Origin of the sequence: Kribbella sp. NPDC003505 (assembly GCF_040610875.1) — a bacterium.
In the GTDB taxonomy this organism is placed as follows: Bacteria; Actinomycetota; Actinomycetes; order Propionibacteriales; family Kribbellaceae; genus Kribbella.
Genome location: NZ_JBEXNA010000006.1, coordinates 52,180 through 77,030 on the forward strand (window position 1 = coordinate 52,180; position 24,851 = coordinate 77,030).

Consider the following 24,851-nt stretch of genomic DNA (forward strand, 5'->3'; position numbering starts at 1 on the left):
AGGCGACGGTACCCGAATCAGCCGGCCGCCGGAGGCGGCTGCACGGCCAGTTCGGTGCGCAGCGTCTCCAGAATGCCGCGCAGCAGCCGGGAGACCTGCATCTGGCTGACGCCGAGCTCGTTGCCGATCTCCTCCTGGGTGAAGCCGTTGCAGAACCGGAGCTGGAGGATCCGCTTGTCCCGGTCGCCGAGGTTCGCGACCGCCGGCGAGAGGGTGTGCACGTTCTCGACCAGGTCATAGCCGTCCTCGGCGTCGGCGACCGTCTCCATCAGGCTCGTCCCGCCGTCCGTCGTCCCGGGCGCGTCCAGCGAGAGCGTGCTGAAACAGCCCCGGACCGAGGTGGCCTCGGCGACCTCGGACGGGTGCGTGCCGAGCGCCTCGGCGGTCTCCTGGTCGGTCGGCACATGACCGAGCCGCTGGATCAGTTCGGGCTCCGCCGCGGCGATGCTGCCCTGCATCTCCTGCACCCGGCGCGGCGGCCGGATGGTCCAGGCGCAGTCCCGGAAGTACCGCTTCAGCTCGCCGCGGATCGTCGGCACGGCGTACGACAGGAAGGCCGTCGACGCGTCCAGCCGGTACCCGTTCGCGGCCTTCACCAGGCCGAGGTACGCGACCTGTTCGAGATCGTCGGCGTCGACGCCCTTGCTGCGATAGCGCGAGGCGATCGATCTGGCCACCGGCGCGTTCAGCAGGATGACCTCGTCGAGGCACTCCTGGTGGCGGGGATCGGGAACAGTGTCGGCCTCGAGCAGCAGCTCGTGGGTGGCATCGGCAATTCTCTGCTTGGAGACTTCGGCAGCTGCGATCGTCACGGGAGATACCTCGTCGTGTCGTCGTGCAGGTCGGGTGGCTTGGGGGCTGAACCACCTGTCTCCACCAGATCAAACTCGGCCGGAGCTTTCAAGTGCCCGCCTGTTACGGGTGTTTGAAACGCTTGTCGCCTGACAGTAACTGTCAGGTTTCAATGGTTTGCTCACACTCATGAACGAGTGTTGCGCCGTGGTCGACCTGCGCCAGTACACCCTGCACCCCGGAAAGCGGGACGATCTGATCGACGTCTTCGACACCCACCTGGTCGACGGCCAGGAGCGGACCGGGATGCACATCGTCGGTCAGTTCCGCGATCTGGACGACCCCGACCGGTTCGTCTGGATCCGCGGTTTCCGGGACCTGCCGGCCCGCGCGGACGCGCTGAACGCGTTCTACTTCGGGCCGGACTGGCGCGCGCACGCGGCGACGGCCAACGCGACGATGATCGACTCCGACAACGCCCTGCTGCTGCGGCCCGTGCGGCTCGGCGCCGGCTACCCGGCCCTGGACACGCCCAGGACGGGCGAGGCGGCAGGTTCGGTGATCGCCGGGGCCGTCTACCACCGCGCCGGCGAGGACGACGAGTTCGTCGAGTTCTTCACCGACCACGTCGCCCCGGTGCTCACCGCGACCGGCGCCGAGCCGGTCGCGGTGTTCGAGAGCCTGGTTGCCGAGAACAACTTCCCGCAGCTGCCGTTGCGGGACGAGGTAGTGCTCACCTGGTTCGCGCGGTTCGCGGACGATGCGGCGTACGACGACCACCGGCGCCGGCTCGCCGCGTCGCGCGTGTGGCGGCAGCAGGTGCAGCCCGAGCTGGTCTGCCGCTCGGCGAAGCCGGTCCAGGAGTTGCGGCTGCGGCCGACCGCGGGATCGCAGTTCCGGTAAATACGTTGCGGGCGGCGGGAGCGCCCGCCATCCTGGTTTGACCCGAGCGGCGACGCGCGCTGCCTGGACCTAAGGAGGGCTGACGGATGGCCATCACTGTGCTGCGGCATGTCCGCATCAGTCCCACTTCACGGTTCAGGAGCAACTCCGTTGTCTTTTCCCGAGTACGAACTCACCGATAACTACTCAGACCCCGACCCGGCCGATGCCTTCGTCTTCAAGTTCCACGCGGTGGACGAGGAGCTGGGCCCGGATCAGCGGTGGTCCACCTGGCTGGACGTCGAGCGCGGCTCTCGCGGGCCTGATCCCCGCCCGGACTGGGTGGTGACGGAACAGGCCGCGATCGATACCGAGCTCGGCGTCCTCAAAACCGGTAAGGAAGCCGACGTCTTCCTGCTCGAACGGGCCGTCGAAGCCATCGGCGACAACCCGGCGAAGTCCTCGCTGCTGGCCGCGAAGCGGTACCGCACCGAGGAGCACCGGTCCTTCCACCGCAGCACGGCGTACGTCGAGGGGCGCCGGACCCGCAACAGCCGCGACACCCGGGCGATGGCGAAGAAGACCTCGCACGGCCGGTCCGTCGCGGCCGGGCAGTGGGCGTACGCCGAATGGGACGCGCTCAACCGGCTGTGGAAGGCCGGCGTCCCGGTGCCGTACCCGGTCCAGGTCGACGGCACCGAGTTGCTGATGGAGTTCATCGACGACGGCGAGGGCGGCGCCGCGCCGCGGCTCGCCCAGGTCCGGCCGTCGAAGGAGCTGCTCGACCTGTACTTCGAGCAGCTCCGTGACGGGATGCGCGAACTGGCCCGCGCGGGCCTGGCGCACGGCGACCTCTCGCCGTACAACGTGCTCGCGCAGCACGACCGGATCGTGATGATCGATCTCCCGCAGGTGATCGACATCGTCGGCAATCCCAAGGGTATGGACTTCCTGCTGCGCGACTGCCACAACATGGCCACCTGGTTCACGAACCGCGGCCTGGAGATCGACGAACAGGAACTGTTCGCCGATCTCCTCACGATGGTGTTCTGATCGCCCGCTGCAGGTACGGGACGAGCGGTACCAGCTGGTCGGGATAGGTGTCGACGAGACCGTCGACGTGGTTGCCTGCCTCGACCCGCTGGTACGTGTGCAGACCGGTGTGCTTCGCCAGCTCGGCGTACACGTCGGAATCCTGGGTGATCGGGAGCAGGCTGTCGTACGTGCCGTGGATCGTGGTCAGCGGCCGGCGGATGTTTCCGGTCAGAGCGATCCGCGCGATGGCCTTGTGAGCTTCGGGGCGCTGCGCGTAGTCGTAGTCCGCCTCGGCGCTGGTGTAGGTGGGATCCAGCTCCGCCGCGTAGATGCGTTGGGTCAGCTTCCAGTAGACCGTGTAGTGGTAGTCCCAGAGGAAGCCGGACTTCGGGTTGAATCCGGCTGCCACGATCTTGGCGGCGTCGTGCTGCTCGTAGCCTGTGATTGCCTGCGGCAAGTACGTGAACAGGTTCGGTCCGTCGACCGTCCACAGCGTGCCTTCCAGGTCCACGCCGCGGGTTTAGAGCTCGGGGTGGTTCTCGAGTTGCCAGCGGACCAGGTAGCCGCCGTTCGAGATGCCCGCCGCGATCACCTCGCGCGCCGGGCGGCCGTAGTGCTGCGCGACGGTGGCGCGTGCGGCACGGGCGAGTTGCGTCGTACGGACGTTCCATTCGACGATCGCGTCGCCGGGGCGGACGCCGTCGGTGGAGAACGCGGCGCCGGTGTTGCCCTTGTCGGTCGCGGCGTACGCGTAGCCCAGCGACAGCACGTAGTCCGAGATCGACTTGTCGTTGGCGTACTGCGCGCGCACGCCGGGTGAGCCGGAGACGACCAGCCCGCCGTTCCACCGTTGCGGCAGCCGGATCACGAACTGCGCGTCGTGGTTCCAGCCGTGGTTGGTGTTCGTGTGCGAGGTGTCCGGGAAGTACCCGTCGATCTGCACCCCTGGTACGCCGGACTGCTGCGGCAACCCGGAGTGGGTGAGGCCCGCGTAGTCGACGGGATTCGTATGGCCGGACGCGACCGTCCCGGCGGTGGTGAGGTCGTCCAGGTGCGCGAGTTCCTGATACTCGGCACCTGGGACGTGGAGCTGTCGATGGGCGCTGGCGGGCACGGTCATCCCGGCCAGCAACAGGACGGCGGAGGACAAGGCGAGAAGGCGGCGCATGGCGTCACGCTAGAAGCCGTCCTTCCGCCCGGACATCGGGTCGCGGCACACAACCACGGTGTCCGCGGTGGTCCGTCAGGACACTGCCTTGGCGGCCGCGCGTCCCGCCGTACGGCCGGTGAAGAGGCAGCCGCCGACGAAGGTGCCCTCGAGCGAGCGGTAGCCGTGGACACCGCCGCCGCCGAAGCCCGCGACCTCGCCGGCCGCGTAGACACCGGGGAGCGGACTGCCGTCGGCCCGCAGGACGCGGGACTCCAGGTCCGTCTGCAGGCCGCCCAGCGACTTGCGGGTCAGGATGTTGAGCCTGACGGCGATCAGCGGACCGGCCTTGGGGTCGAGGATCCGGTGTGGCGAGGCGACCCGGATCAGCTTGTCGCCGCGGTAGTTGCGGGCGCCGCGCAGCGCGGTCACCTGCAGGTCCTTGGTGAACGTGTTGGTCAGCTCCCGGTCCCGCGCGAGGATCTGCCGCTCGAGGTCGTCGAGGTCGATCAGCCCCTCGCCGGTCAGGTCGTTCATCCCCCGGACCAGGTCCGGAAGGTTGCCGCGGACAACGAAGTCCGCGCCCTTGTCCATGAACGCCTGCACCGGCGCGGTCGGGCCGCCGCGGGCCCGGCCGAGCACGCCGCGGATGTCCTTGCCGGTGAGGTCCGGGTTCTGCTCCTGGCCGGAGAGCGCGAACTCCTTCTCGATGATCTTCTGGGTCAGCACGAACCACGTGTAGTCGTACCCGGTCCGCATGATGTGCTCGAGCGTGCCCAGCGTGTCGAATCCCGGGAACAGCGGCACCGGCAGCCGCTTCCCGGTCGCGTCGAACCACAGCGACGACGGCCCGGGGAGGATCCGGATGCCGTGCATCGGCCAGATCGGGTCCCAGTTCTGGATGCCTTCGGTGTAGTGCCACATCCGGTCCCGGTTCACGTACCGGCCGCCGGCCTGCTCGGTGATCGCCAGCATCCGGCCGTCCACATGCGCCGGTACGCCGCTGATCATCCGCTTCGGCGGCTGCCCCATCCGCTGCGGCCACTGCTCGCGGACCAGGTCGTGGTTGCCGCCGATCCCGCCGGACGTGACGATCACGGCCTGCGCGGTCAGCTGGAAGTCGCCGGCCTCGACGCGCGAGCTCGGCATCCCGCGGGCTACGTCGCTGGGCTCCAGCACCTTGCCCGCGACACCGTCGACGACGCCGCCGGTCATCGTCAGCTCGTCCACCCGGTGCCGGAACCGGAACTCGACCAGCCCCGACGCGTGTGCCTCCCGGACGCGGCGCTCGAACGGCGCGACCAGCCCCGGCCCGGTGCCCCACGTGATGTGGAACCGCGGCACCGAGTTCCCGTGGCCGTCGGCGTTGTACCCGCCGCGCTCGGCCCAGCCCACGACCGGGAAGAACCGCACGCCCTGCGCGTGCAGCCACGGACGCTTCTCGCCGGCCGCCCAATCGACGTACGCCTCGGCCCACTGCCGGGCCCACTTGTCCTCGTCGTCCAACCGGTCGAAACCGGCCGAGCCGAGCCAGTCCTGCAGCGCGAGGTCGCGGGAGTCCTTGATCCCCATCCGGCGCTGCTCCGGGGAGTTCACGAACAGCAGCCCGCCGAACGACCAGAACGCCTGTCCGCCGAGCGACGCCTCGGGTTCCTGGTCGAGCAGCAGTACCTTCCGGCCCGCGTCGGCCAGCTCGGCGGTCGCGGCCAGGCCGGCCAGTCCCGCCCCGACGACGATCACATCAGCGTCCATGTCGACCATGTATAGCGCACTTGGGAAGATGTGGCAGTGACGATCTTTTCTGTTCAAAACGTCGTACTTCCCGCAGCTTCGCTCGGTTCGGAGAACCCGCTGGCGCCGCTCCGCACCCAGCGCGAGCCGCACCACGTCGAGAACATCGCCGAGCTTCCCGCGGACCTGCGGGCGAACGTGGAGTACGGGCGCCTGCACAGCCCGCTGCCTTGCCTGAACCAGGACGGGTACGACCGCACTCTGGTCGAGACGGCGCTCCCGGCGCTGGTGCTGGAGAACGACCACGTGCGCGCGACGATCCTGCCGAGCCTCGGCGGCCGGCTCTACTCGCTCGTCCACCGCGGGCAGGAGCTGCTCTACCGCAACCCGGTCTTCCAGCCCGCGAACCTCGCCCTGCGCAACGCCTGGTTCGCGGGCGGCGTCGAGTGGAACGTCGGCAGCACCGGCCACTGGACCGGCACCTGCGCGCCGATGCACGCCGCCCGCGTCGAAGGTCCGGACGGTACGCCGGTTCTGCGGCTGTGGGAGCTCGAACGCACTCGGAACCTGGTCACCCAGCTCGACTTCTGGCTGCCGGAGGACTCGGAGTTCCTGTACGTCGGGGTCCGGCTGCAGAACCCGTCCGACGCCGACGTCCCGGCGTACTGGTGGTCGAACATCGCGGTCCCGCAGTCCCCGGACCACCGTGTACTGGTGCCGGCCGACCAGGCCTGGCAGTTCGGCTACGGCAGCCGCCTCGACCTCGTCGACGTGACGACGGACCTGACCTATCCGATGCGGCATCCGCGGGCCATCGACTACTTCTTCGAGCCGCTGGCCGGGCAGCGGTCGTGGATCGCGTCCGTCGACGGGGCCGGTGACGGGCTCGTGCAGGCGTCGACCGGGCGGTTGCGTGGCCGGAAACTCTTCGTGTGGGGGCAAGGAGACGGCGGGCGCCGGTGGCAGGAGTGGTTGTCGCCGGGGCTGGAAGGGGATGGGTACGCCGAGATCCAGGCAGGGCTCGCGCGGACCCAGATGGAGCATCTGAGACTGCCTGGTCAGACTTCCTGGCACTGGTTGGAGGCGTACGGACGGCTGTCGATGGACGCCGGACGTGCGCACTCCCAGGACTGGAAGACAGCTCGGGCGGCGGGTGCCGAGGCGTTGCGGCCGTTGCTCGACGAGCTGCCGGCTCGCGAGCAGGCGTGGTTGGGGGTTGTTGACGCCGCGCCGGCGGAACGGCTTGCCGTCGGGTCCGGGTGGGGCGCGCTGGAGCTGCGGCGGACCGGCTGGACGGTGTCGGACGGTACGCCGTTCAGCGAGGACACATTGACGTCGCGCGAGCAGGCCTGGCTGCCTCTGCTCGACGGGCAGTTGCCTGCCGTGGACGACGACGTACCGGACGGAACTCTGGTGGCGTGGCGGGACCTGCTGGAAGCGGCCGAGGACAACTGGCTCGTCTGGTACCACCGGGGCGTGGCGCGGCACTACGACGGTGACGTCGACGGTGCGGTTGAGGCGTGGCGGCAGTCAGGGGAGAACGTGTGGGCGCTGCGCAACCTGGGTCTCGTCACCGGGGAGCTGGGGTACTACGAGCGCGCTGTCGCCTTCCGGCCCGACCTGGTGCCACTTGTCGTGGAGGCGGTCGCGGCCGCGCTCGACACCGACGTATCGCGCGCGGAGCGGATGCTGGCGCAGGCGCCCGACGACCCGCGTATCCAGCTGCTGCGGGTCCGGCATGCGCTGGAGACCGGTGACCCGGCGACGGCACACGACCTGCTGGCTGCCGGGATCCAGTTGGCCACGGTCCGGGAAGGGGCGAACCCGCTGACCGACTACTGGCTGGCCGCCGAGGAGGCACTCGGCACGCACCGGCCAGTACCGCCGCAGTACCAGTTCGGCATGGGCGGAAACTGACAACTTCAGGTCAACTCTACCTCTAGCAACACCACTCCACCGGACTCTACTATGGTCCTGTAGAAAAAGTTTTGTACTTACCTGGAACCAAGTGGAGTCCGGTGGCGTCCCACCGGTGTGCGGCAAGGGCCGCGCAAGGCAGTTTCGACAACGACCGCGTCGCTCGCGGGCGGCGCGTCGGGGGTGAGTGCCATGTTGACGATCGTTGTACTCGGTGGGTTCGGCCTGGTGCTGGTGGTCGCGGCCTTCATCGTGACCGAAGTTCTGGCCGGTCTCCGGCCGGCCCAGATCCCCACCGGCACGGAAGAGAAGACCGCGGGACGAGTGATCCGGGTGCGTGGCCCGGTCCGCGGCCAACTGCAGAGCGGTGCCCCGGCGGTCTACACCGAGGTCATCGTCGAGTACTACACCCGCCGGGGTGAGGGGCCGTACGAGGTCGCTCGCAAGTTCCCGGTCGGGAGCAGGATTACTTACGCCAAGGGTGACCGGGTGATCGTCGCGTACGACGTCCGGAACCCGCGCCGGGCGCGCCTGGCGGGCCGGGTCAGCCACTGGCCGGCCCTGGGCCTGCCGTCCGCGGCCTGACGGAACACCTGCTTGAGCCTGCCTCTCCGGCTCAAGCAGGAAGGTGGGGGGCGAGCAGGTCGTACAGCACCGGCCGGCCCTGATCCAGGACGTGCTCCGCCTCGTCCGCGGACAACCGGTCCGCCAGGTGAGCGAGCGCCTCGCCCATCGTGATGCTCAGCGTCACCGCCAGGCGGAAGTCCCGCGAATCGCGGGCGCCGAACCGGGCCGCCAGCAGTTCCGCGAACTCGCCGGCGTGCTGGTCGTCGAACTCGCCCGGCTTCGCCTCCAGCTCCGGGTCGCCGAGCCCGCTCAGCACGACCGCCTTGAACCCCGGGTCGGTCCGGTGCATCTCCCGGAACGTCTGCAGCGTGACGTCGACCGCCGCGCGCCAGCTCGTCACGTCCGCCAGCCGCTCCCGGACCGCGTCGGTGTAGCGCGCCTGGTTCCGCCGCTCGATCGCCTGGATCAGGCTGCGCTTGTCCGGGAAGTACCGGTACACGCTGCCGACCGCGATCTCGGCCCGCTTCGCGATCCCGCTCGTCGACGCCGCGTCGTACCCGCGCTCGACCACCTCGGCACACGCCGCATCCAGGATCCGCTCGACCTGCCGGCTGGCCCGGTCCTGGGTCGGCGTCCGGCGCAGCGGATAGGCCCCCGAAGTCACCATTCATTCATTGTCCACGCTCGGGGGGACAACGTTGCCACCTCTTTGTGACAGATTGCCGACAGTTGGTCATGAGGAGGGGTAACTCGTATGCGCATCAACAAGACAGCTGTTGCGGGCCTCGCGTCCGTCGCATTGGCCGCGTCCGGGGTCGCCGGTACGGCGCTCAGCCGGGATCACTCGAGCGGGAACGGCGGCGGTCTGCGCTTCAACCAGGTGCAGATGATCGGCTCGCACAACTCGTACCACCGTGAGCTCAGCCCGGCCGAGCAGAAGGTGCAGCAGGCGCAGAACCCGGGATCGGTCGACCTCTGGTACTCGCACGCGCCGATCACCCAGCAGCTCGAGGACCAGAACGTCCGCACGCTCGAGCTCGACCTGCTGCCGGACCCGGACGGCGGTCTGTACACGTATCCGCTGATCCGGAAGCTGACCGGGCAGGGGCCGCTCACCGACCCGGCGATGGCGCAGCCGGGCATCAAGGTCATGCACATCCCGGACTTCGACTACAACACCACCTGCGACACCTTCGTGCTGTGCCTGCAGCAGGTGAAGGCGTGGTCGGACCAGCACCCGAACCACGTGCCGATCACGATCAACCTCGAGCTGAAGCAGTCCGACCCGAAGGTGGTCGCCGCCGGCGGCGTGCAGTCCCCGCCGTGGGACGCGGCCACCCTGGAAGGCGTCGACCGCGAGATCCGGTCGGTGTTCTCCGAGCAGGACCTGCTGACGCCGGACGACGTCCGCAAGCCCGGCCTGACCCTGGAGCAGTCGGTGCTGACCAAGGGCTGGCCGAAGCTCGACGACGTCCGCGGCCAGGTGCTGTTCTACTTCGACAACGGCGGCCCGGGCGCGATCCGCGACCTCTACCGGACCGGTCACGAGAACCTCGAGGGCCGGGCGGTCTTCACCCGCGGTCCCGAGGGTGAGCCGGACGCGGCGATCACGCAGGTGAACGACCCGCGGGGCGCGAACCAGGCCGAGATCCAGCGGCTGGTCGCGAAGGGCTACCTGATCCGGACCCGGTCCGACGAGCCGATGGCGACGATCCGGGACAAGGACTACAGCCGGCTCGGGATCGCCCTGGCCAGCGGCGCGCAAGCGGTGACGACCGACTGGCCGGTCGCCGGGATGGCCGCACGGTACGACAGCGACTTCGTCGCCAAACTGCCCGGGCACACCGCCGTACGATGCAATCCGGTGACGGCGCCGACCTGGTGCCACGGAGACGTCGCGGGAAGGTGACCTGAGCATGTCGGAGCACGTGGTCGATGTCAGCTGGAGCCGTGGTGGGCACGAGTTCACCTACGACACCTACGACCGCGACCACGAGTGGCGCTTCGACGGCGGTGTCACGGTGCCGGGCTCGGCGAACCCGAAGTACCTGGGGAACCCGGGCCCGGTCGACCCCGAGGAGGCGTTCGTGGCTGCGCTCTCGTCCTGCCACATGCTCACGTTCCTGGCGATCGCGGCCCGGAAGCGACTGGTCGTCGATTCGTACGACGATCACGCGGTCGGCGTGATGGCGGTCGGAGCCACCGGCCGGCTGGCGATCACGCAGGTGACCCTGCACCCGACGATCGTCTGGAACGGCCCCGAGCCGGACGCCGCGACGATCGAGCGGATCCACGAGTTGGCGCACCGCGAGTGCTTCATCGCGAACTCGGTCACCACCGAGATCACAGTTGCCGGCTGACGGATCAAAGAAGAATAGAAGTACTGGTTGGGTGCTTGGCGGCTTCGGTGGGCCGGCGTCACTCGGCGGTCGGGTCGCTCAGCTGAGCGGTACCACGCATGGTGTCATGCGTGGTACCATCGTCCATGGCCATGAACCTGCGACTCCCACCTGACGTGACGACCGCGCTTCAGGCGGAGTCGGCACGGACTGGCCTGTCGCAGCAAGAGATCGTCCGGGACGCGCTCGGCCGGCGGCTGCACCTGATCGATACGGCGGACCCGGCTGGTGAGCGCGAGCGTGCCCGGGCCGAGCATGCCGTCCAGCCGGCCAGAGTGCCGTACCGCAAGGTGACACCACGCCTGCGGCTGCCGAAGGGCGCCACCAGCCTCGACCTGCTCGACCGCGACGACCGCTTCTGATGCGGATCTACTTCGACAGCAGCGCGCTGATCAAGCGAGTCGTCGCCGAGGACGAATCCGACGACCTGGTGGAGTTCCTGGACAGCCGGTACGAGCAGGGCGACGTACTGGCGTCGTCCTCACTAGCCTGGGTCGAGGTCTCTCGCGTCGTCCTGGCCCGAGTCAGAAAGCCTGCCGATGCCGGCGACCTCATCGAGGGGGCGATGTCCGGCATCGACGAGCGCCCGATGACGGGTGAGGTCGTCAGCGTCGCCCGGCGGATCGAGCCGTTGAACCTGCGCAGTCTCGACGCACTGCATCTCGCGACCGCGGTGCTGATCGACGCCGACCTGGTGGTCACGTACGACGACCGCCTGACCGACGCCTGCCGCCGGAACGCGCTCGCGGTCGCGTCGCCGGGGCGCGACTGACAGTTGTCGCTGCACGCCGCTGGGTTGTCCGGTTCGCACCGGGTGACGAGCATCTTCCTTCTTCACTCAGCTACTTCTGTTTGGCAAATAAAACACCCGCCGACCGGCCTGAGCCTCGCGCAAACGGCGTCAGGACGGTCGGCGGGTGGTGGGTGCACCTCTGTGGCGGTGCACCGGTAACGGATCCGGGGGGCGCTTCGCACTGGGGCGCCTCTGCGTTTGTGTGCGACTTCCGTGCGGTCTGGCTCGGTGGGCAAGACCGTCCGGGTGCGCCGCCCGGATCCGTTCGTCCGGCTGGCGCCTTACTGCTCGGCGGCGGCGTCGGTCCGGTCGTCGGTGGTCCGGGCCAGCAGGTCCTCGAGCTCACGGACCTGCTCGGTGGCCATCGTGGTCATCAGTCGGTGGATCGTCATGCCGGTGAGACGCTGCGGTCGCGAAGGTATGACGGCGATCCGGTCTGTGACCTGAGTCACTACTTCTCGTCGAGCCCGTCCGGGCGCAGCGGGACGAGCTTGCGGGCCTCGTCGTACGACGTGCCGCTCAGCTCGAGCAGGTCGATGATCGTCGAGCGGAGCTGACCGAGGACCACGACCGCGGACAGTCCGGCCGGCAGCGGCAGGTCCGCCGTCCGCCGGCCCAGCTCGCCCAGGACGCGGTGCGCGGCCACGTCGGCGGCCGGTTCGAACAGTGACTCGCCGATCAGGCGGGCGCCGTCGGCTAGGCGGTCGAGCAGCATCGGGTACTCCGCGGGCATGGCCTCGTCCCGCCACACCGAAACCGCGCACCGGCGGACCAGCACCCGGGTGTTCCGGATCGCGCGGTCCAGCGGTACGACGAGATCGGCGATCTCCTGGACCCGCCCGCGGTGCCGGCGGCGGAACGGGGACAGCCGCACGACCGCGACCCCTTCGTCGGCGGCGCTGCGCAGGTCGTCGAGCCGGGACTCGCTGGCCCGCGCCCGGCGGAGCGCGTCGGTGACCGCCTCCTCGTCGCGGGTCCGCAGACCGTCGGCGGTCTCGACCAGAATCTCTGCCAGCTCGTTCAGCACCGCGGACGCCTGTTGCCGTGGGCGCCGGATCGCCGCCGCGGGCGCGATCGTGGCCGCGGCGAGCGCGACCAGCCCGCCGAGCGCCGCGTCCTGCCAGCGGCTGAAGCCGGCGCCGGGGTTGGGCAGCAACGTGGTGACGATCGCGGCCTGGACGCCCGCCTGGGTGGTCATCAGGTTGCCGGCGCCGAGCAGGACGGCGATGCTCATCGCGAGCGCGATCACGAACACCAGTTGCAGGATGCCGGTCCCGAAGACCTTGACGAACAGGTCGCCGACGCCGACGCCGACCGCCACCCCGACCATCACCTCGGCGACCCGGCGCAGCCGCTGACCGAAGCTGAAACCGAGGCAGACCATCGCGGCGACCGGCGCGAAGAACGGCTGCTTGTGACCCATGACATAGCGCGCGAGGGTCCACGCGACGCCGGCCGCGAGCGCGCACTGGGCGATGAAGAACACCCGGCTGCGCCAGCGTTCGATCCGGCGGTCGATCGACGCGCGGGACCGCCGCGCGGCCTGTGGCGCGATGTCGTCGCGCAGCTCCCGCAACTGGTCCAACGTCAGCCTGACCGGATCCACGCGCCCCATTCTGCGGGATGTGAGCGCCCAGCTTGATTCACCCGTGCTGTCGGGGTCAGTGTTGCCCCATGACCGAGAACAACCGTGAGGACTACGGCAGCTACTCCGTCGACGACGAGGACCAGCTGCAGGCGGAGGACACGCTCGACGACCGGGGCGTGGAGGATCTGCTCGACGAGGGCTACTCGCCGCCGGAGAAGTGGTCCGCGGGCGAAGGCTTCGGGACGACCGCGGACGAGGCGCTGCAGGGCGAGTCCCTGGACCAGCGGATCGCCCAGGAGGTCCCGGACGTCGACCCGTACGCCGAGGACGGCGAGGACGTCGGCGGGCCGCAGGTCGGCACGGAACGCTCGGGCCGCCTGGTCGCCTCCGACGAGGGCGCGCACAGTGACGACGACAGCGAGCTGTACGCCGAGGACGTCGGCATCGACGGCGCCGCCGCCGGCGCGGAGGAGGCGGCCGTGCACGTCGTCGACGACGAGGACGACTTCGAGCTCGAGGACGACGACGAGCAGGACCTGGAGAACTACCGCGACGTCGACCTCGGCGACGTCGGCGACCTGGAGGACTGACCGCCGCGGGTCAGCGGCGTGTGACCGAGACCTCCGCGCCGTGGCGCGGGACCAGCGTGACGTTCTTGGCCTGTGGTGGCTCCGGCCTGGGGTGCGGCGCGTGGAAGTCGTACGCGGCCAGGGCGGCGCGGAGGATCTCGGTGCCTTCCATCAGCGAGAAGCCGGCGCCGATGCAGCGCCGGGCCCCGCCGCCGAACGGGATCCAGGTGCCGGGCGCGGGCGGATCGTCGGACAGGAAGCGTTGCGGGCGGAAGTCCTGCGGCATCGGGAAGTGCTCGCCGTCGCGGTGCACCAGGCCGATCGCGGCCATGATCGTCGTTCCGCGCGGCAGCCGGTAGCCGGCGATGTCCGCGGTCTCGGTCAGCCGCCGGCCGACCTGGTAGACGACCGGGTGCAGCCGCATCGCCTCCTTGACGATCGCCTCTAGTTCGTCGTCGGCCCCGATGTCCGCGGCGCGCTGCCCGAACGCCAGCTCGGCCGGCCGCCGGGCCAACTCGTGGAACGTCCAGGCCAGCGCGGTCGCCGTCGTCTCGTGCCCGGCCAGCAGCAACGTCACCAGCTGGTCGCGCAGCTCCACGTCCGACCAGTTGCCGGCAGCAAGCAACCGCGAGAGGACGTCGGTGCGGCCGGCGAACGTCTCGCGGCGCGCGGCGATCTCGTCGTACAGGATCTCGTCGACCTGCCGCTGGGTGTCCAGGTACGTCTTCCACGGCCGGACGCGGAGCAGTTGCGGGTAGAAGCCGCCGAGCATGATCACCGGCGACACCGACACGATCTTGTCCAGCAGCGGGCGCAGCGTGTTCAGCCGGTCGTGGTCGGTGACGCCGAAGATCACCTGCAGGATGATCTCCAGCGTCAGGTTCCGCATCCGGTGGTGCACCTTGAACGGCTCACCGACCGGCCATTTCGCCACCTCGGCGCGGGCCAGCTCGAGCACCATCGCGGCGTACCCGCGCAGCGCGGCGCCGGAGAACGCCGGCATCAACTGCTTCCGCATCCGCACGTGGTCCTCGTCGTCGAGCAGCAGCAGGGAGTGTGAGCCCATGATCGGTTCGAGCACGGTGTTGCCCTCACCGGCGTGCATCACCGACGGCGGGCTGCCGAAAACCTCCCGGATGTGCTCCGGGCGGCTCAGCACGACGCAGACGCGGCTCGACGGCACCAGACGGATCGTGAACACATCGCCGTACTTCTCCCGCATCCGGGGGAAGAACGTGCGGCGGTGACTCGCGAACAGCGCGGTCTGGGCGAGCGTCGGCAGCCTCGGGCCGGGCGGCAGCGTGCGGGCGGTCTGACGGTCGAGCGTACGGGAACCGAGCAAGGGTGTCGGAGCCATGCTGTTCACGCTACGTCAGCCGGGTGAACGCCGGGCATCGAACGCCACAAGTGCCGCGCCGATCCGAGGCAGCTGGTAGACGGCCGACGATGACTCCGTACGACGTCCCCCGAACAAACACCCGCGCCCGGCACCGCTGTGCGGCGCCGGGCGCGGGTGGTAGGAGGTGGAACCTCCTGGGGTGGGGCCGGCCTCCGGGGTGGGGGGAGGGGTGGAGGCCGGGAGCCCGGGTCAGGAACGCTGGAAGCGGAGGGTGAGGATCTGGAAGGGGCGGAGCTCGAAGGTGACTCCGTTGTCCTGCAGGTCCCGGTCCGCCAGGTGGCGCTCGAGGAGGTCGACCTCGGTGACGGAGGCCGCCTGGAACGACGGGGTGACCGTCGCCCGGGAGCGGCCGCCGCTCGACTCGTACAGCCGGACGACCACGTCGCCGGACTGGTCGTCGGCCAGCTTGAGCGCCTCGACGATCACGCTGTCGTTGTCGACAGCAACGATCGGCGCGACGCCCTCGGCGCCGGTGACGACCCGCTCCGGAAGGTTGATCCGGTAGCCCTCCTCGATCGCCTCACCGATCCCGGCGCCGACCACCAGCGCGTGGTTCACGGTGTGCACGCCCTGGTCGGTCAACGGGTCGGGGAACCGCGGCGCCCGGATCAGCGAGGTACGGATGGTGGTCGTGGTGCCGCCGTCCTCCCGCGCGGTCCGGTTGATGTCGTGGCCGTACGTCGAGTCGTTGACCACCGCGACGCCGTAGCCGGGCTCGCCGACGTGCACCCAGCGGTGCGCCGCGATCTCGAACTTCGCCGCGTCCCACGAGGTGTTCTGGTGGGTCGGCCGGAAGATGTGCCCGAACTGGGTCTCGGAGGCCGAGCGGTCGGCGTGCACGTCGACCGGGTACGCCGCCTTGAGGAACTTCTCCGCCTCGTGCCAGTCCATCTCGGTCTCGATGTCGACCCGCTTGGCGCCCGGGCGGACCCGCAGCGTCTGGGTCACCGTGGACCGGTTGAAGGACCGCTTCACGACCACGGTCGCGACGCCGTCGACGGTGCTGAAGTCGACGCTGTCGACCTCGGTCACGTCCCGGACGTTGTTCTTGTAGAACGAGTCGACGTCCCACGCGTCCCAGTGGTTCGGGGTGTCCACGTGCAGCTGCAGGAGGTTGCCCACGGCGCCCGGTGCGATCACCTCGCGCGAAGCCTCCACGTCGTACAGCGAGGTGATCAGGCCGCGCTCGTCGATCGTGACCCGGATCAGGCCGTTGTCCAGGACGCCGTTCTCGACCGTGACGGCCTGCCCTTCGCCGGCCGGGACGCCTGCGCCCAGGCCGGGGACGCCGCTGCGCGAGTGCGGCGCCGCGTTGAAGACGATCTGCGCGTCACCGGAGCCGGCCAGCGCCTGCTGCGCGGTGGCGATGATCGCGTTCAGCTCGTCGGCGATCCGCGCGTACGTCGCCTCGGCCTCGCGGTGCACCCACGAGATCGAGGAGCCCGGCAGGATGTCGTGGAACTGGTGCAGCAGCGCGACCTTCCACAGCCGGTCGAGGTCCTCGTACGGGTACGCGTCGAGCTTGCCCGCGACGACCGCCGCGGCGCTCCACAGCTCGGCCTCGCGGAGCAGGTGCTCGGTCCGCCGGTTGCCCTGCTTGGTCTTGGCCTGCGACGTGTAGGTCGCGCGGTGGATCTCCAGGTAGAGCTCACCGGACCAGACCGGCGCGTGCTCGCGGTACTCGTCCTCGGCGGCGGTGAAGAACTCGGTCGGCGACTCGATCGTCACCTGCGGCGAGGACTCCAGGTTCGCCACCCGGCGCGCGGTCGCGACGAACTCGCGGGTGGGTCCGCCGCCGCCGTCGCCGTAGCCGAACGGGACCAGCGAGCGGGTCGCGGCGCCGTTCTCCTGGAAGTTGCGCTGCGCGTGCGCGAGTTCGCGCCCGGACAGGTCGGAGTTGTAGGTGTCGATCGGCGGGAAGTGGGTGAACACCCGCGTCCCGTCCAGACCCTCCCACCAGAAGGTGTGGTGCGGGAACTTGTTCTCCTTGTTCCAGGAGATCTTCTGGGTCAGGAACCACTTCGAGCCGGACAGCTTCACCAGCTGCGGCAGCGCCGCGGTGTAGCCGAACGAGTCCGGCAGCCAGACCTCCTGGGTGTCGATCCCGTACTCGTCCAGGAAGAACTTCTTGCCGTGCACGAACTGCCGGGCCAGCGCCTCGCTGCCGGGCAGGTTGGTGTCGGACTCGACCCACATGCCGCCCACCGGGACGATGTGGCCCTCGGCGACGGCCTTCTTCAGCCGCTCCCAGACCTCCGGGTAGTTCTCCTTCACCCAGGCGTGCTGCTGGGCCTGCGAGAACGCGAACACCAGCTCCGGGTACTCCTCGGCCAGGGTGGCAACGTTGGACACCGTCCGGGCGACCTTGCGGCGGGTCTCCCGCAGCGGCCAGAGCCAGGCGGAGTCGATGTGCGCGTGGCCGACCGCCGACAGTTGGTGCGCGCTGGCGTGCGCGGGCCGGCTCAGGACATCGGTCAGCTGGGCGCGGGCGTCGGCGGCGGTGCCGGCCACGTCCTCGTAGTCCAGTGCGTCCAGCGAACGGCTGAGCGCCCGCAGGATCTCCCGGCGGCGCGGGTCCTGCAGGGACAGCTCGCGCTGCAGGCCGTCGAGCGCCTCGAGGTCCAGGATCAGGTCCCACACCTCGGCGTTGAACACGGCCAGGTCGGCGCGGGTGAGCCGATAGATCGGCGTCTCACCGAGCTTGGCGCCGATGTCGACCTTCGCGTAGGCGTTGTCGAGCGGGATCTCCGGGTTCGCGGCGCCCTCGACGTAGAACTCGATCCGGTCGCCGGGCGAGGCCGCCGTACCGTCCGGGCCGAGGATCGACAGCGGGGCGTAGGTCTGCCGCGGGTGCAGGCCCTTCAGCGGCCGGCCCGAGGTGGTGTGCACCAGGCCCTCCGCGGAGAAGCCGGGGCCGCCGCTGAAGCCGAGGTCGATGACCGCCTCGATCTCCCGGCCGGCCCACTCGGCAGGCACCTGGCCGCTGAACTTGAACCAGGCGGTGCCCCAGGCCGGGCCCCACGGCAGGCCGATCGCGGCCGGCTCGTAGGTCTGGGCGAGCGCCTCGGCGGGTGACACCGGCTCACCGGGTGCGTGCCACACCTCGATGTCCAGCGGGACCGCCGCGCCGTAGATCGCGGGGCGGAGTCGCTCCCGCAGGGCGCGCTTGAGCCGCTCCTCGATGAGTTGACGGTCGTCGTGCACGAAATCAGCCTCCGGGAAAGGATCCTCACGCGGCCGACCAGGCCGCGGATGACAACGCTGTCACACCGACCCCGGCCGCGTCCAGACGCAGTTTGTCTCTCGCTGTGTGGAATTTCGCTGCGTAGCGGTTGGGTTGCGGGGCGCCGACGCGGCTACCCCGGAGGCCTCATTGTTGTCTAGGTTGTCCTGCATGGATCGCCCCCGCCTGCTGACCCCTGCCCGGCCGACCGGGCTGACCCGCCGCAGCTTCCTCGGTTTCGGCGCCGCCGCGGCCTCCGGACTGCTGCTGCCGGGCTGCTCGCGCGGCCGTGCCGACGAGCCGGCGCCCTCGGAGGCGGGGATCTTCGCGACCGGCAACCTGAACGGCGTCTACAACACGTTCGGGACGGCGCTCAGCGGGCTGGTGAGCGAGGTCACCGGCATGGAGCTGAAGCCGATCGTGACCGACGGATCGGTGGACAACCTGTACAAGGTCTCAGGCCGCAAAGCCGACCTCGGACTGTGTACGTCGGACTCCGCGCTCGCGGCGTACGAGGGCACCGGCCAGTTCAGCACCGGCGTGCCGCTGCGGTTCACCGCGCTGGCCCGGGTGTACGACAACTACGTGCACGTCGTCGTACCGATGGCGTCGAAGGCGAAGAGCCTGGACGACCTCTTCCCGAGCAAGGACAACCCGACACGGCGGACGGTCGTCGGTGTCGGCCCCAAGGACTCCGGGACCGAGATCGTCGCGGACCTGATCCTGGAAAGGGCCCGGGCCGACGTGATCCAGAAGAATCCGACGCTGGACCCGGCCACGGTCGCCGTCACCCGGAAGAACCTGACGCTGGGGGAGATGGTCGCCGCGCTGCAGCCCAAGCCCGGTGCCAGCAAGGGGTCGATCGACGCGTTCATCTGGAGCGGCGGGGTGCCGACGGATCCGATCGTCGCGCTGCAGAAGACCATCGGGTTCCGGCTGCTGGACATCGGCGGCGTCGCGGAGACGATCGCCCTGAAGGAGTTCGGCGGGTTCATGGTGTCGGCGATCCCGCCCTCGCAGTACGGGCTGGCCCAGTCGGTGCCGACGCTGGCGATCCCGAACTACCTGATCGCGAAGCCGAACCTGTCGGACTCGTGGGCCTGGTGGACGGTCAACACGCTGTTCCGCCGGCAGAACGACCTGATCAAGGGCACGCCGTCGCCCGGAGCCAGCCCGGGGACCGGCGGTCACCCCGAAGCCGGTGCGCTGGACCCGCGCTCCGCGATCGCCACGATGCCGGTGCCGTTGCACCCCGCCGCCGAGCGCTGGTACCGCCAGAACCACATCTGACCCACCCCTGCCAACACGAGCGGATATCCGCTCGTGTTGGGCCTTCTCCGCTGGTGTGCGAGGGGAGAACCCCCCACACCAGGGGATATCCCCTCGTGTGGGTCAGGTCGTGTGGGTCAGGTCGGGTGGGTCAGGTCGGGTGGGGCGGGTGGTACGGGGCGGGTGGTGGGGGTCAGGCGTCGTAGTCGTCGATCAGGGGGACTCGGACCTCGATGACCAGGCCGCCGCCGATCGGGGGCCGGGCCACGACGCGGCCGCCGACGCGGGCCGCTTCGGAGCGGACGATCGCCAGACCGAGGCCGGTGCCCGGCATCTCGCGGTGGTGCGCGCTGCGCCAGAACCGCTCGCCGACCTTCTTCAGGTCCCGGGAGCCGAGTCCCAGGCCGTGGTCGCGGACCGACATCACCACCTCGGTGCCGTCCCGGGTGACCGAGACCTCCACCGGCGGCGCGCCGTACTTCGACGCGTTGTCGAGCAGGACGTCGAGGATGTCGTCGACCTCGAGCTCCGGGGCGACACCGCCCGGCACCATCTCGCCGACGATCAGCTCCAGGTCGTCGGCGGCGTACACGGCCTTCCAGCCGACCAGGCGCTCCTTCACCGCCTGGGCCAGGTCCAGCGGCTCTTCGTTGCCCTCGGCATCGGCCGACGGGCGGTCCGAGCCGGCCAGCCGGGACAGCCGCTGGACGATCCGGCCGAGCCGGTCGATGTCGCTGAGCGCGAACCGCGCGGTCGGCGACAACCGGGACAGGCCCTCGATGTGGATCCGGGCCGACGTCAACGGCGTCCGCAGTTGGTGCGACGCGTCCGCGACGAACTCACGCTCACGCTGCCGTGCCTGGTGCAGGCTCAGCGCCATCGAGTTGAAGCTGTCGCCCAGCCGGCGGAGCTCCGGTGCGCGTCCGTCGGTCGAGACCCGGGTGTCGAGCGCGCCGCGGGTGATCTGGTGGGTGGCGTTGTCGAGGTCCTGCAGCGGCCGCAGCACCCAGCGGGTGATCGGCCGGACGATACCGATGATGATCGCGCCGATGCTGATCAGCAGGCCGCCGAGGAGTAGCAGCAGTCCGCTCTGCACCTGGTCGCGGGCCTTGTCGGTCGGCACCCGCAGGACGGCGGCACCGAGCACACTGCCGTTGTTGACGACCGGGCGGGACACGACCATCTCGCCGGAGCGCCATGGCCACAGCGGCGGCGGCTCGGCCGGCAGCCGGCCCGCCAGCGTGCTGTGCAGGGCGGCCGAGATGTCCTCCTCCTTGACGTCCACACCGGACACCGAGGTGGCCACGACGCGGGAGTCGACGTCGACGACGAAGACCGGGGTGTTGTAGAGCTCCTGGTACCGGACCGCGAGCTCCCGCAGGTTCGCGATGTCGCCGGTCTGCAACGGCGACTCGGCCATCGCGGCGAACCAGTCGGCGTCGTTGCTGCGGGACAGGAAGAGCGTGCGGGACGTACTCGTGGCGATGAAGTTCGCCAGCGGGATCACAGCGACGATCGCCAGTGCGACGACCATCGGGACGAGGGACTGCAGTAGTCGACGGCGCAACGGTCAGTCCGAACCCAGGCGGTAACCGACGCCGCGGATGGTCTGCACCAGTTCGGGCCGGCCGAGCTTGGCGCGCAGGCTGGCGACGTGCACGTCCATCGTGCGCGACGACGCCTCGAAGACCGACTGCCAGGCGTACAGCGCGACCTGTTCACGGGGGACCACCCGGCCGTGGTGCGCGGCCAGCACTGCGAGCACGTCGAACTCCTTGCGGGTCAGACTGATGGGCTTGTCGGCCACCTGAACGGTCCGGGCCTCGATGTCCACGGTCAGGTCGCCGACGGTCACCCGGGGGCGGGGCTGCAAGAGGCCGGTACGACGAAGTACAGCATCGATACGGGCCAGCAGCTCGGAAATCGCGAACGGTTTCACCACATAGTCGTCGGCGCCGCTGCGCAGGCCGCGGACCCGGTCGGCGGCCTCGCCGCGCGCCGTCACCGCGATCACCGGCACGTCCGAGACCGTGCGGATCTGCCGGCACACGTTGATACCGTCCCCGTCCGGCAGTCCCAGGTCCAGCAGGACCAGGTCGCCGGGGTCGGCCGCCAGGGCGTCGGCGGCCGTGCGGACGTGCGTCACCATCAGGCCGTAACGCCGCAAGGCGGGTATCAGTGCATTGGCGATATCGAGATCGTCCTCGACCAGCAGAATCCGCACCGCGCCACTCATGCGGTGATCGTAGGCCAGGTCACGGCCCGATGTGTCAGATCTTGGTAAAGACGTAATCACGCGACTCCACGCAGTGTTCGGCAACATTAGCCTTCCGGACACAGGAGGGAACCGCTAGATGACTGTCGGTGTTGGCACCGGGGGTGGCGCGACCGTGCCCTCCGAGGAAGAACTGGCCGAGTACGAGCAGGAACGCCCCGCTCGGCGGCTGCGACCTGCCCTGGACCTGCTGATTTCGGTCTGGTGCGCAATCGTGAGCGTCGGCGTCCTGGTGCAGGTGTTCGCGCCTTTACCACAAGGAACGCAGTTCTACTTGGTGATCTTTCTCGCAGCGGTTCTGCCGATCACGCTGCTGTGTTACCGGGGCTGGAAGGTGCCGGCGGTCGTCAATCCGTTCCGGGCCCGCGCCCATGACGACCCCGGCTTGGCCGACTGGGTCCTTGCGCTGGTGGCGCTGGCGGTGTGCGTCTATCCGCTCCTCGACTTCGACGGCTACCTCGAGCGCCGGCAGGCCCCATCGGCGATGGACGTGGTCGCCGGTGCTGTATTACTGGTCCTGCTGCTCGAAGCGTGCCGCCGCACCACCGGTTGGGTGCTCCCGGTGTTCAGCCTGGTCTTCATCGCCTATGCGTACTACGGCGGCTACCTTCCCTACACCTGGTCGCTCGCGCACCAAGGCTTCAACTTCGACGCGATCATCGCCCAGTTCACGATGGGCACGGTGGGGTTCTACGGGACCCCGTTGAACGTCGCCGCGTCGTACATCGTGCTCTTCACCATCTACGGCGCGGTGCTCGACTACTCGGGCGCGGGCAAGTTCTTCATCGACCTGTCGTTCGCCGCCTTCCGGCGCAGCCGCACCGCACCCGGCCGCACGGTCACGCTGGCGGGCTTCCTGCTCGGCAGTGTCTCGGGGTCGGGGACGGCGACCGCGGTGTCGCTGGGCACCGTCTCGTGGCCGATCCTGCGCCGGGCCGGTTACCCGCCCGAACCGGCAGGCGGAATGCTCGCCGCGTCCGGGATCGGCGCGATCCTGTCCCCGCCGACCCTCGGTGCGGCCGCGTTCATCATCGCCGAGTTCCTCCAGGTCTCGTACCTGAAGGTCCTCGGGTTCGCGGTGATCCCGACGATCCTGTACTACCTGGGCATCCTGCTGGCGATCGAGATCGACGCCCGCAAGCACGGGACGACGTCGACCGAGGTGTCCGACCGGTCGGCGTGGCGGCTGTTCCTGCGGTTCGGGTACCACTTCTTGTCGTTGTTCGTGATCATCGGCTTCATGGCGGTCGACGTCCCGCCGTTCAAGGCCGTGGTCTACGCGGTGATCGTGCAGTTCGGGTTGTCGTTCCTGGACCGCGAGCACCGGCTGACCGGACGGCCGCTGTTCAAGGCGCTTGCCCAGGGCACCCGTTCGGTCCTGCCGGTGGCGGCGACCTGTGCGACGGCCGGCGTGATCGTCGCGGTCACGACCCAGACCGGCCTGGGGCTGAACCTCGCGGAGATCATCGTCAACGCGGCCCGCGGGCTGACCGACAACCACACCGCGGTGCTGATCCTGACCGTGGTGCTGTCCGCGTTCGCCGTGCTGATCCTCGGTCTGGCGGTGCCGGTGACCGCGTCGTTCATCATCGCGGCGGTGATCATCTCGCCGGCCCTGGTGAATCTCGGCGTGACGCAGCCCGAGGCGTACATGTTCATCTTCTACTACGCGGTCCTGTCCGAGGTGTCGCCGCCGACCGCGCTGGCCGCGGTCGCGACCGCCGCGATCACCGGCGGCAAGGTGATGCCGACGATGTGGCAGGCCTGGAAGTACACGCTGCCGGCCTTCCTGGTGCCGTTCGCGTTCGTGCTCACCGACAACGGCGCGCACCTGCTCGGTCAGGGCTCGTTCGCCGGCATGGTCTGGACCACGCTGGTGTCGATGCTGGCGGTGGCCGCGCTGGCCGTGGTCACCGGCGGCTGGGTGTTCGTGCGGACGACCTGGATCGAGCGGGCGTTCTGCGTACCGGCCGCCGCGCTGCTGCTTTACCTCGCGCCCGTAACCATCACCGCCGGAATCTGTTTGCTACTTGTTGCCGTCGTCATCAATCTGGTCCGGCGGCAACGCCAGGCCGCTGCCGAGGAAGGAACCGTTGCCTCATGAGACTCCGATCTGTTGCCGTGGCACTCGTCACCGTGCTGGCGCTGGCCGCCTGCGGAGGCCAGCGCGAACCGTCCGGATCCGGTACGGAGTCCGGCGGCCGGCTGACGATCGCCACCGGCAACACGACCGGCGTGTATTACCAGCTCGGCGGCGCGCTGGCCTCGGTGATCTCGCAGAAGATGTCCGGCTACCGGGCGACCGCGAGCGAGACCGGCGCCTCGGTGCAGAACATCCAGGGCCTGGTCGGCGGGAACTACGACATCGCGTTCTCGCTCGGCGACTCGGCGGCGGACGCGGTGAACGGCGCGAACAGCTTCAAGACCAAGCAGGATGTGGTCGCGCTGACCCGGCTGTACAACAACTACACCCAGGTCGCCGTCCGGACGTCGGCGAACATCACCTCGATCGCGGACCTGAAGGGCAAGCGGGTCTCGACCGGTTCGCCGAACTCGGGGACCGAGGTGATCGCGCGCCGGCTGCTCGAGGCGGCAGGGCTGGACCCGGCCAGTGACGTGACCGCGCAGCGGCTCGGCCTGCCGGAGTCGGTGGACGCGATGAAGTCCGGGTCGATCGACGCGCTGGTCTGGTCCGGCGGGTTGCCGACCGGCGGCATCACCGACCTGACCACCAGCATGGGCAAGGGCGTGAAGCTGCTGCCGATCGCGGACCTGCTGCCGAAGATGCAGGAGAAGTACGGCGCGGTCTACTCGCAGGCCCCGATCCCGGCGGCGACGTACAAGCAACCGGCCGACGTGGCGACGATCGTCGTACCGAACGTGCTGCTCGTCCGCAAGAACATGAACGACGAGCTGGCCGAGCAGCTGACGAAGACGCTGTACGAGAACATGGACGCCCTGGTCGCGGTGAACGCGGCGGCGAAGGGCATCACGCTGGAGAACGCGACGAAGACCGACCCGGTGCCGCTGCACCCGGGGGCGAAGAAGGCGCTCGACGGACTCAAATAGCAGGTCCTGGGTACCGGTAGCTGTTGCGGTACCCAGGCTCACGGACCGTCCTCCCCCGCACACCAGGCGCAGCGGGGGAGGACGCAGGGCCCCGGCTCCGCACCTCAGGCGCAGCGGGGACGGGACCCAGCCGGCCCCACAACCAGGCGCAGTGACGGTCGGCAACCGGGCCCGGTCCTGGCGGAGGCATCCGCCG

At 69.6% G+C, this 24,851-nt stretch carries 22 protein-coding genes; 12 read left to right on the plus strand and 10 right to left on the minus strand.

What is annotated here, in order from left to right:
• Nucleotides 1–17: 17 nt before the first annotated feature.
• Nucleotides 18–812 carry a sigma-70 family RNA polymerase sigma factor gene (locus ABZX12_RS21470; RefSeq protein WP_355695568.1) on the minus strand — a complete coding sequence of 265 codons (795 nt, stop codon included), beginning with the start codon at nucleotides 810–812 and terminating at the stop codon, nucleotides 18–20.
• A gap of 169 nt (nucleotides 813–981) precedes the next feature.
• On the opposite strand from ABZX12_RS21470, the gene ABZX12_RS21475 reads away from it, so the two are divergent.
• Nucleotides 982–1,695: an NIPSNAP family protein gene (locus tag ABZX12_RS21475; RefSeq protein ID WP_355695570.1), complete on the plus strand. Its 714-nt coding sequence runs from the start codon at nucleotides 982–984 to the stop codon at nucleotides 1,693–1,695.
• A 150-nt stretch (nucleotides 1,696–1,845) separates the two neighbouring features.
• Nucleotides 1,846–2,727: an RIO1 family regulatory kinase/ATPase gene (locus ABZX12_RS21480; protein WP_355695572.1), complete on the plus strand. Its 882-nt coding sequence runs from the start codon at nucleotides 1,846–1,848 to the stop codon at nucleotides 2,725–2,727.
• Here ABZX12_RS21480 and ABZX12_RS21485 read toward each other — a convergent pair.
• From ABZX12_RS21485 to ABZX12_RS21495, 3 genes are all read right to left on the minus strand, one after another.
• Nucleotides 2,711–3,220 carry a hypothetical protein gene (locus tag ABZX12_RS21485; RefSeq protein ID WP_355695574.1) on the minus strand — a complete coding sequence of 170 codons (510 nt, stop codon included), beginning with the start codon at nucleotides 3,218–3,220 and terminating at the stop codon, nucleotides 2,711–2,713. The two genes, ABZX12_RS21480 and ABZX12_RS21485, sit on opposite strands and share 17 nt — an antisense overlap.
• A gap of 9 nt (nucleotides 3,221–3,229) precedes the next feature.
• Nucleotides 3,230–3,877, minus strand: coding sequence for a tannase/feruloyl esterase family alpha/beta hydrolase (locus ABZX12_RS21490; RefSeq protein ID WP_355695576.1), 648 nt, complete (start codon nucleotides 3,875–3,877; stop codon nucleotides 3,230–3,232).
• Between the two features lie 75 nt (nucleotides 3,878–3,952).
• Entirely contained in the window at nucleotides 3,953–5,608 is a 1,656-nt protein-coding gene (locus tag ABZX12_RS21495) for an FAD-binding dehydrogenase (protein ID WP_355695578.1), read from the minus strand.
• Between the two features lie 36 nt (nucleotides 5,609–5,644).
• Here ABZX12_RS21495 and ABZX12_RS21500 point away from each other — a divergent pair, with 36 nt between their 5' ends.
• Together ABZX12_RS21500 and ABZX12_RS21505 are read left to right on the plus strand one after the other, a co-directional pair.
• The gene (locus ABZX12_RS21500) at nucleotides 5,645–7,504 is read left to right on the plus strand and encodes a DUF5107 domain-containing protein (protein WP_355695580.1); all 1,860 of its coding nucleotides are present in this window, start codon (nucleotides 5,645–5,647) and stop codon (nucleotides 7,502–7,504) included.
• 192 nt (nucleotides 7,505–7,696) lie between these two features.
• Nucleotides 7,697–8,089 (plus strand): DUF3592 domain-containing protein, encoded by a 393-nt coding sequence (locus ABZX12_RS21505; protein ID WP_355695581.1) that lies wholly within the window; start codon nucleotides 7,697–7,699, stop codon nucleotides 8,087–8,089.
• A gap of 31 nt (nucleotides 8,090–8,120) precedes the next feature.
• Here the strand turns inward: ABZX12_RS21505 and ABZX12_RS21510 are convergent, their stop codons facing one another.
• Nucleotides 8,121–8,738 carry a TetR/AcrR family transcriptional regulator gene (locus ABZX12_RS21510; RefSeq protein WP_355695583.1) on the minus strand — a complete coding sequence of 206 codons (618 nt, stop codon included), beginning with the start codon at nucleotides 8,736–8,738 and terminating at the stop codon, nucleotides 8,121–8,123.
• A gap of 87 nt (nucleotides 8,739–8,825) precedes the next feature.
• Between ABZX12_RS21510 and ABZX12_RS21515 the strand changes: the two genes are divergently transcribed.
• The 4 genes from ABZX12_RS21515 (at nucleotide 8,826) to ABZX12_RS21530 (ending at nucleotide 11,242) form a co-directional block, all read left to right on the plus strand.
• Nucleotides 8,826–9,980: a phosphatidylinositol-specific phospholipase C1-like protein gene (locus ABZX12_RS21515; RefSeq protein ID WP_355695585.1), complete on the plus strand. Its 1,155-nt coding sequence runs from the start codon at nucleotides 8,826–8,828 to the stop codon at nucleotides 9,978–9,980.
• Nucleotides 9,981–9,987: 7 nt separating this feature from the next.
• Complete coding sequence (locus ABZX12_RS21520) at nucleotides 9,988–10,431, plus strand: OsmC family protein (protein ID WP_355695586.1); 444 nt, start codon at nucleotides 9,988–9,990, stop codon at nucleotides 10,429–10,431.
• A 131-nt stretch (nucleotides 10,432–10,562) separates the two neighbouring features.
• Nucleotides 10,563–10,832 carry a hypothetical protein gene (locus ABZX12_RS21525; RefSeq protein WP_355695587.1) on the plus strand — a complete coding sequence of 90 codons (270 nt, stop codon included), beginning with the start codon at nucleotides 10,563–10,565 and terminating at the stop codon, nucleotides 10,830–10,832.
• Entirely contained in the window at nucleotides 10,832–11,242 is a 411-nt protein-coding gene (locus ABZX12_RS21530) for a type II toxin-antitoxin system VapC family toxin (protein ID WP_355695588.1), read from the plus strand. The genes ABZX12_RS21525 and ABZX12_RS21530 overlap by 1 nt, the downstream gene beginning before the upstream one ends.
• A 472-nt stretch (nucleotides 11,243–11,714) precedes the next feature.
• Here ABZX12_RS21530 and ABZX12_RS21535 read toward each other — a convergent pair whose 3' ends face one another.
• Complete coding sequence (locus ABZX12_RS21535; protein WP_355695590.1) at nucleotides 11,715–12,869, minus strand: FUSC family protein; 1,155 nt, start codon at nucleotides 12,867–12,869, stop codon at nucleotides 11,715–11,717.
• A 68-nt stretch (nucleotides 12,870–12,937) separates the two neighbouring features.
• Here ABZX12_RS21535 and ABZX12_RS21540 point away from each other — a divergent pair, with 68 nt between their 5' ends.
• Entirely contained in the window at nucleotides 12,938–13,441 is a 504-nt protein-coding gene (locus ABZX12_RS21540) for a DUF5709 domain-containing protein (RefSeq protein ID WP_355695591.1), read from the plus strand.
• 10 nt (nucleotides 13,442–13,451) lie between these two features.
• Here the strand turns inward: ABZX12_RS21540 and ABZX12_RS21545 are convergent, their stop codons facing one another.
• Together ABZX12_RS21545 and ABZX12_RS21550 are read right to left on the minus strand one after the other, a co-directional pair.
• On the minus strand, nucleotides 13,452–14,777 hold the full coding sequence (locus tag ABZX12_RS21545; protein WP_355695593.1) for a cytochrome P450: 1,326 nt from the start codon (nucleotides 14,775–14,777) through the stop codon (nucleotides 13,452–13,454).
• A 231-nt stretch (nucleotides 14,778–15,008) separates the two neighbouring features.
• Nucleotides 15,009–18,023, minus strand: a complete 3,015-nt coding sequence (locus ABZX12_RS21550; RefSeq protein ID WP_355695595.1) for a glycoside hydrolase family 38 C-terminal domain-containing protein — start codon at nucleotides 18,021–18,023, stop codon at nucleotides 15,009–15,011.
• Between the two features lie 190 nt (nucleotides 18,024–18,213).
• On the opposite strand from ABZX12_RS21550, the gene ABZX12_RS21555 reads away from it, so the two are divergent.
• Complete coding sequence (locus tag ABZX12_RS21555) at nucleotides 18,214–19,332, plus strand: TAXI family TRAP transporter solute-binding subunit (protein WP_355695596.1); 1,119 nt, start codon at nucleotides 18,214–18,216, stop codon at nucleotides 19,330–19,332.
• Between the two features lie 172 nt (nucleotides 19,333–19,504).
• Here the strand turns inward: ABZX12_RS21555 and ABZX12_RS21560 are convergent, their stop codons facing one another.
• Nucleotides 19,505–20,845: a HAMP domain-containing sensor histidine kinase gene (locus ABZX12_RS21560; RefSeq protein WP_355695598.1), complete on the minus strand. Its 1,341-nt coding sequence runs from the start codon at nucleotides 20,843–20,845 to the stop codon at nucleotides 19,505–19,507.
• Nucleotides 20,846–20,881: 36 nt separating this feature from the next.
• Nucleotides 20,882–21,547: a response regulator transcription factor gene (locus tag ABZX12_RS21565; protein WP_012918592.1), complete on the minus strand. Its 666-nt coding sequence runs from the start codon at nucleotides 21,545–21,547 to the stop codon at nucleotides 20,882–20,884.
• A gap of 118 nt (nucleotides 21,548–21,665) precedes the next feature.
• Between ABZX12_RS21565 and ABZX12_RS21570 the strand changes: the two genes are divergently transcribed.
• Both ABZX12_RS21570 and ABZX12_RS21575 read left to right on the plus strand, forming a co-directional pair.
• Nucleotides 21,666–23,690, plus strand: coding sequence for a TRAP transporter fused permease subunit (locus ABZX12_RS21570; protein WP_355695600.1), 2,025 nt, complete (start codon nucleotides 21,666–21,668; stop codon nucleotides 23,688–23,690).
• Nucleotides 23,687–24,655, plus strand: coding sequence for a TAXI family TRAP transporter solute-binding subunit (locus tag ABZX12_RS21575; protein ID WP_355695602.1), 969 nt, complete (start codon nucleotides 23,687–23,689; stop codon nucleotides 24,653–24,655). The genes ABZX12_RS21570 and ABZX12_RS21575 overlap by 4 nt, the downstream gene beginning before the upstream one ends.
• The last annotated feature ends 196 nt before the right edge of the window (nucleotides 24,656–24,851 follow it).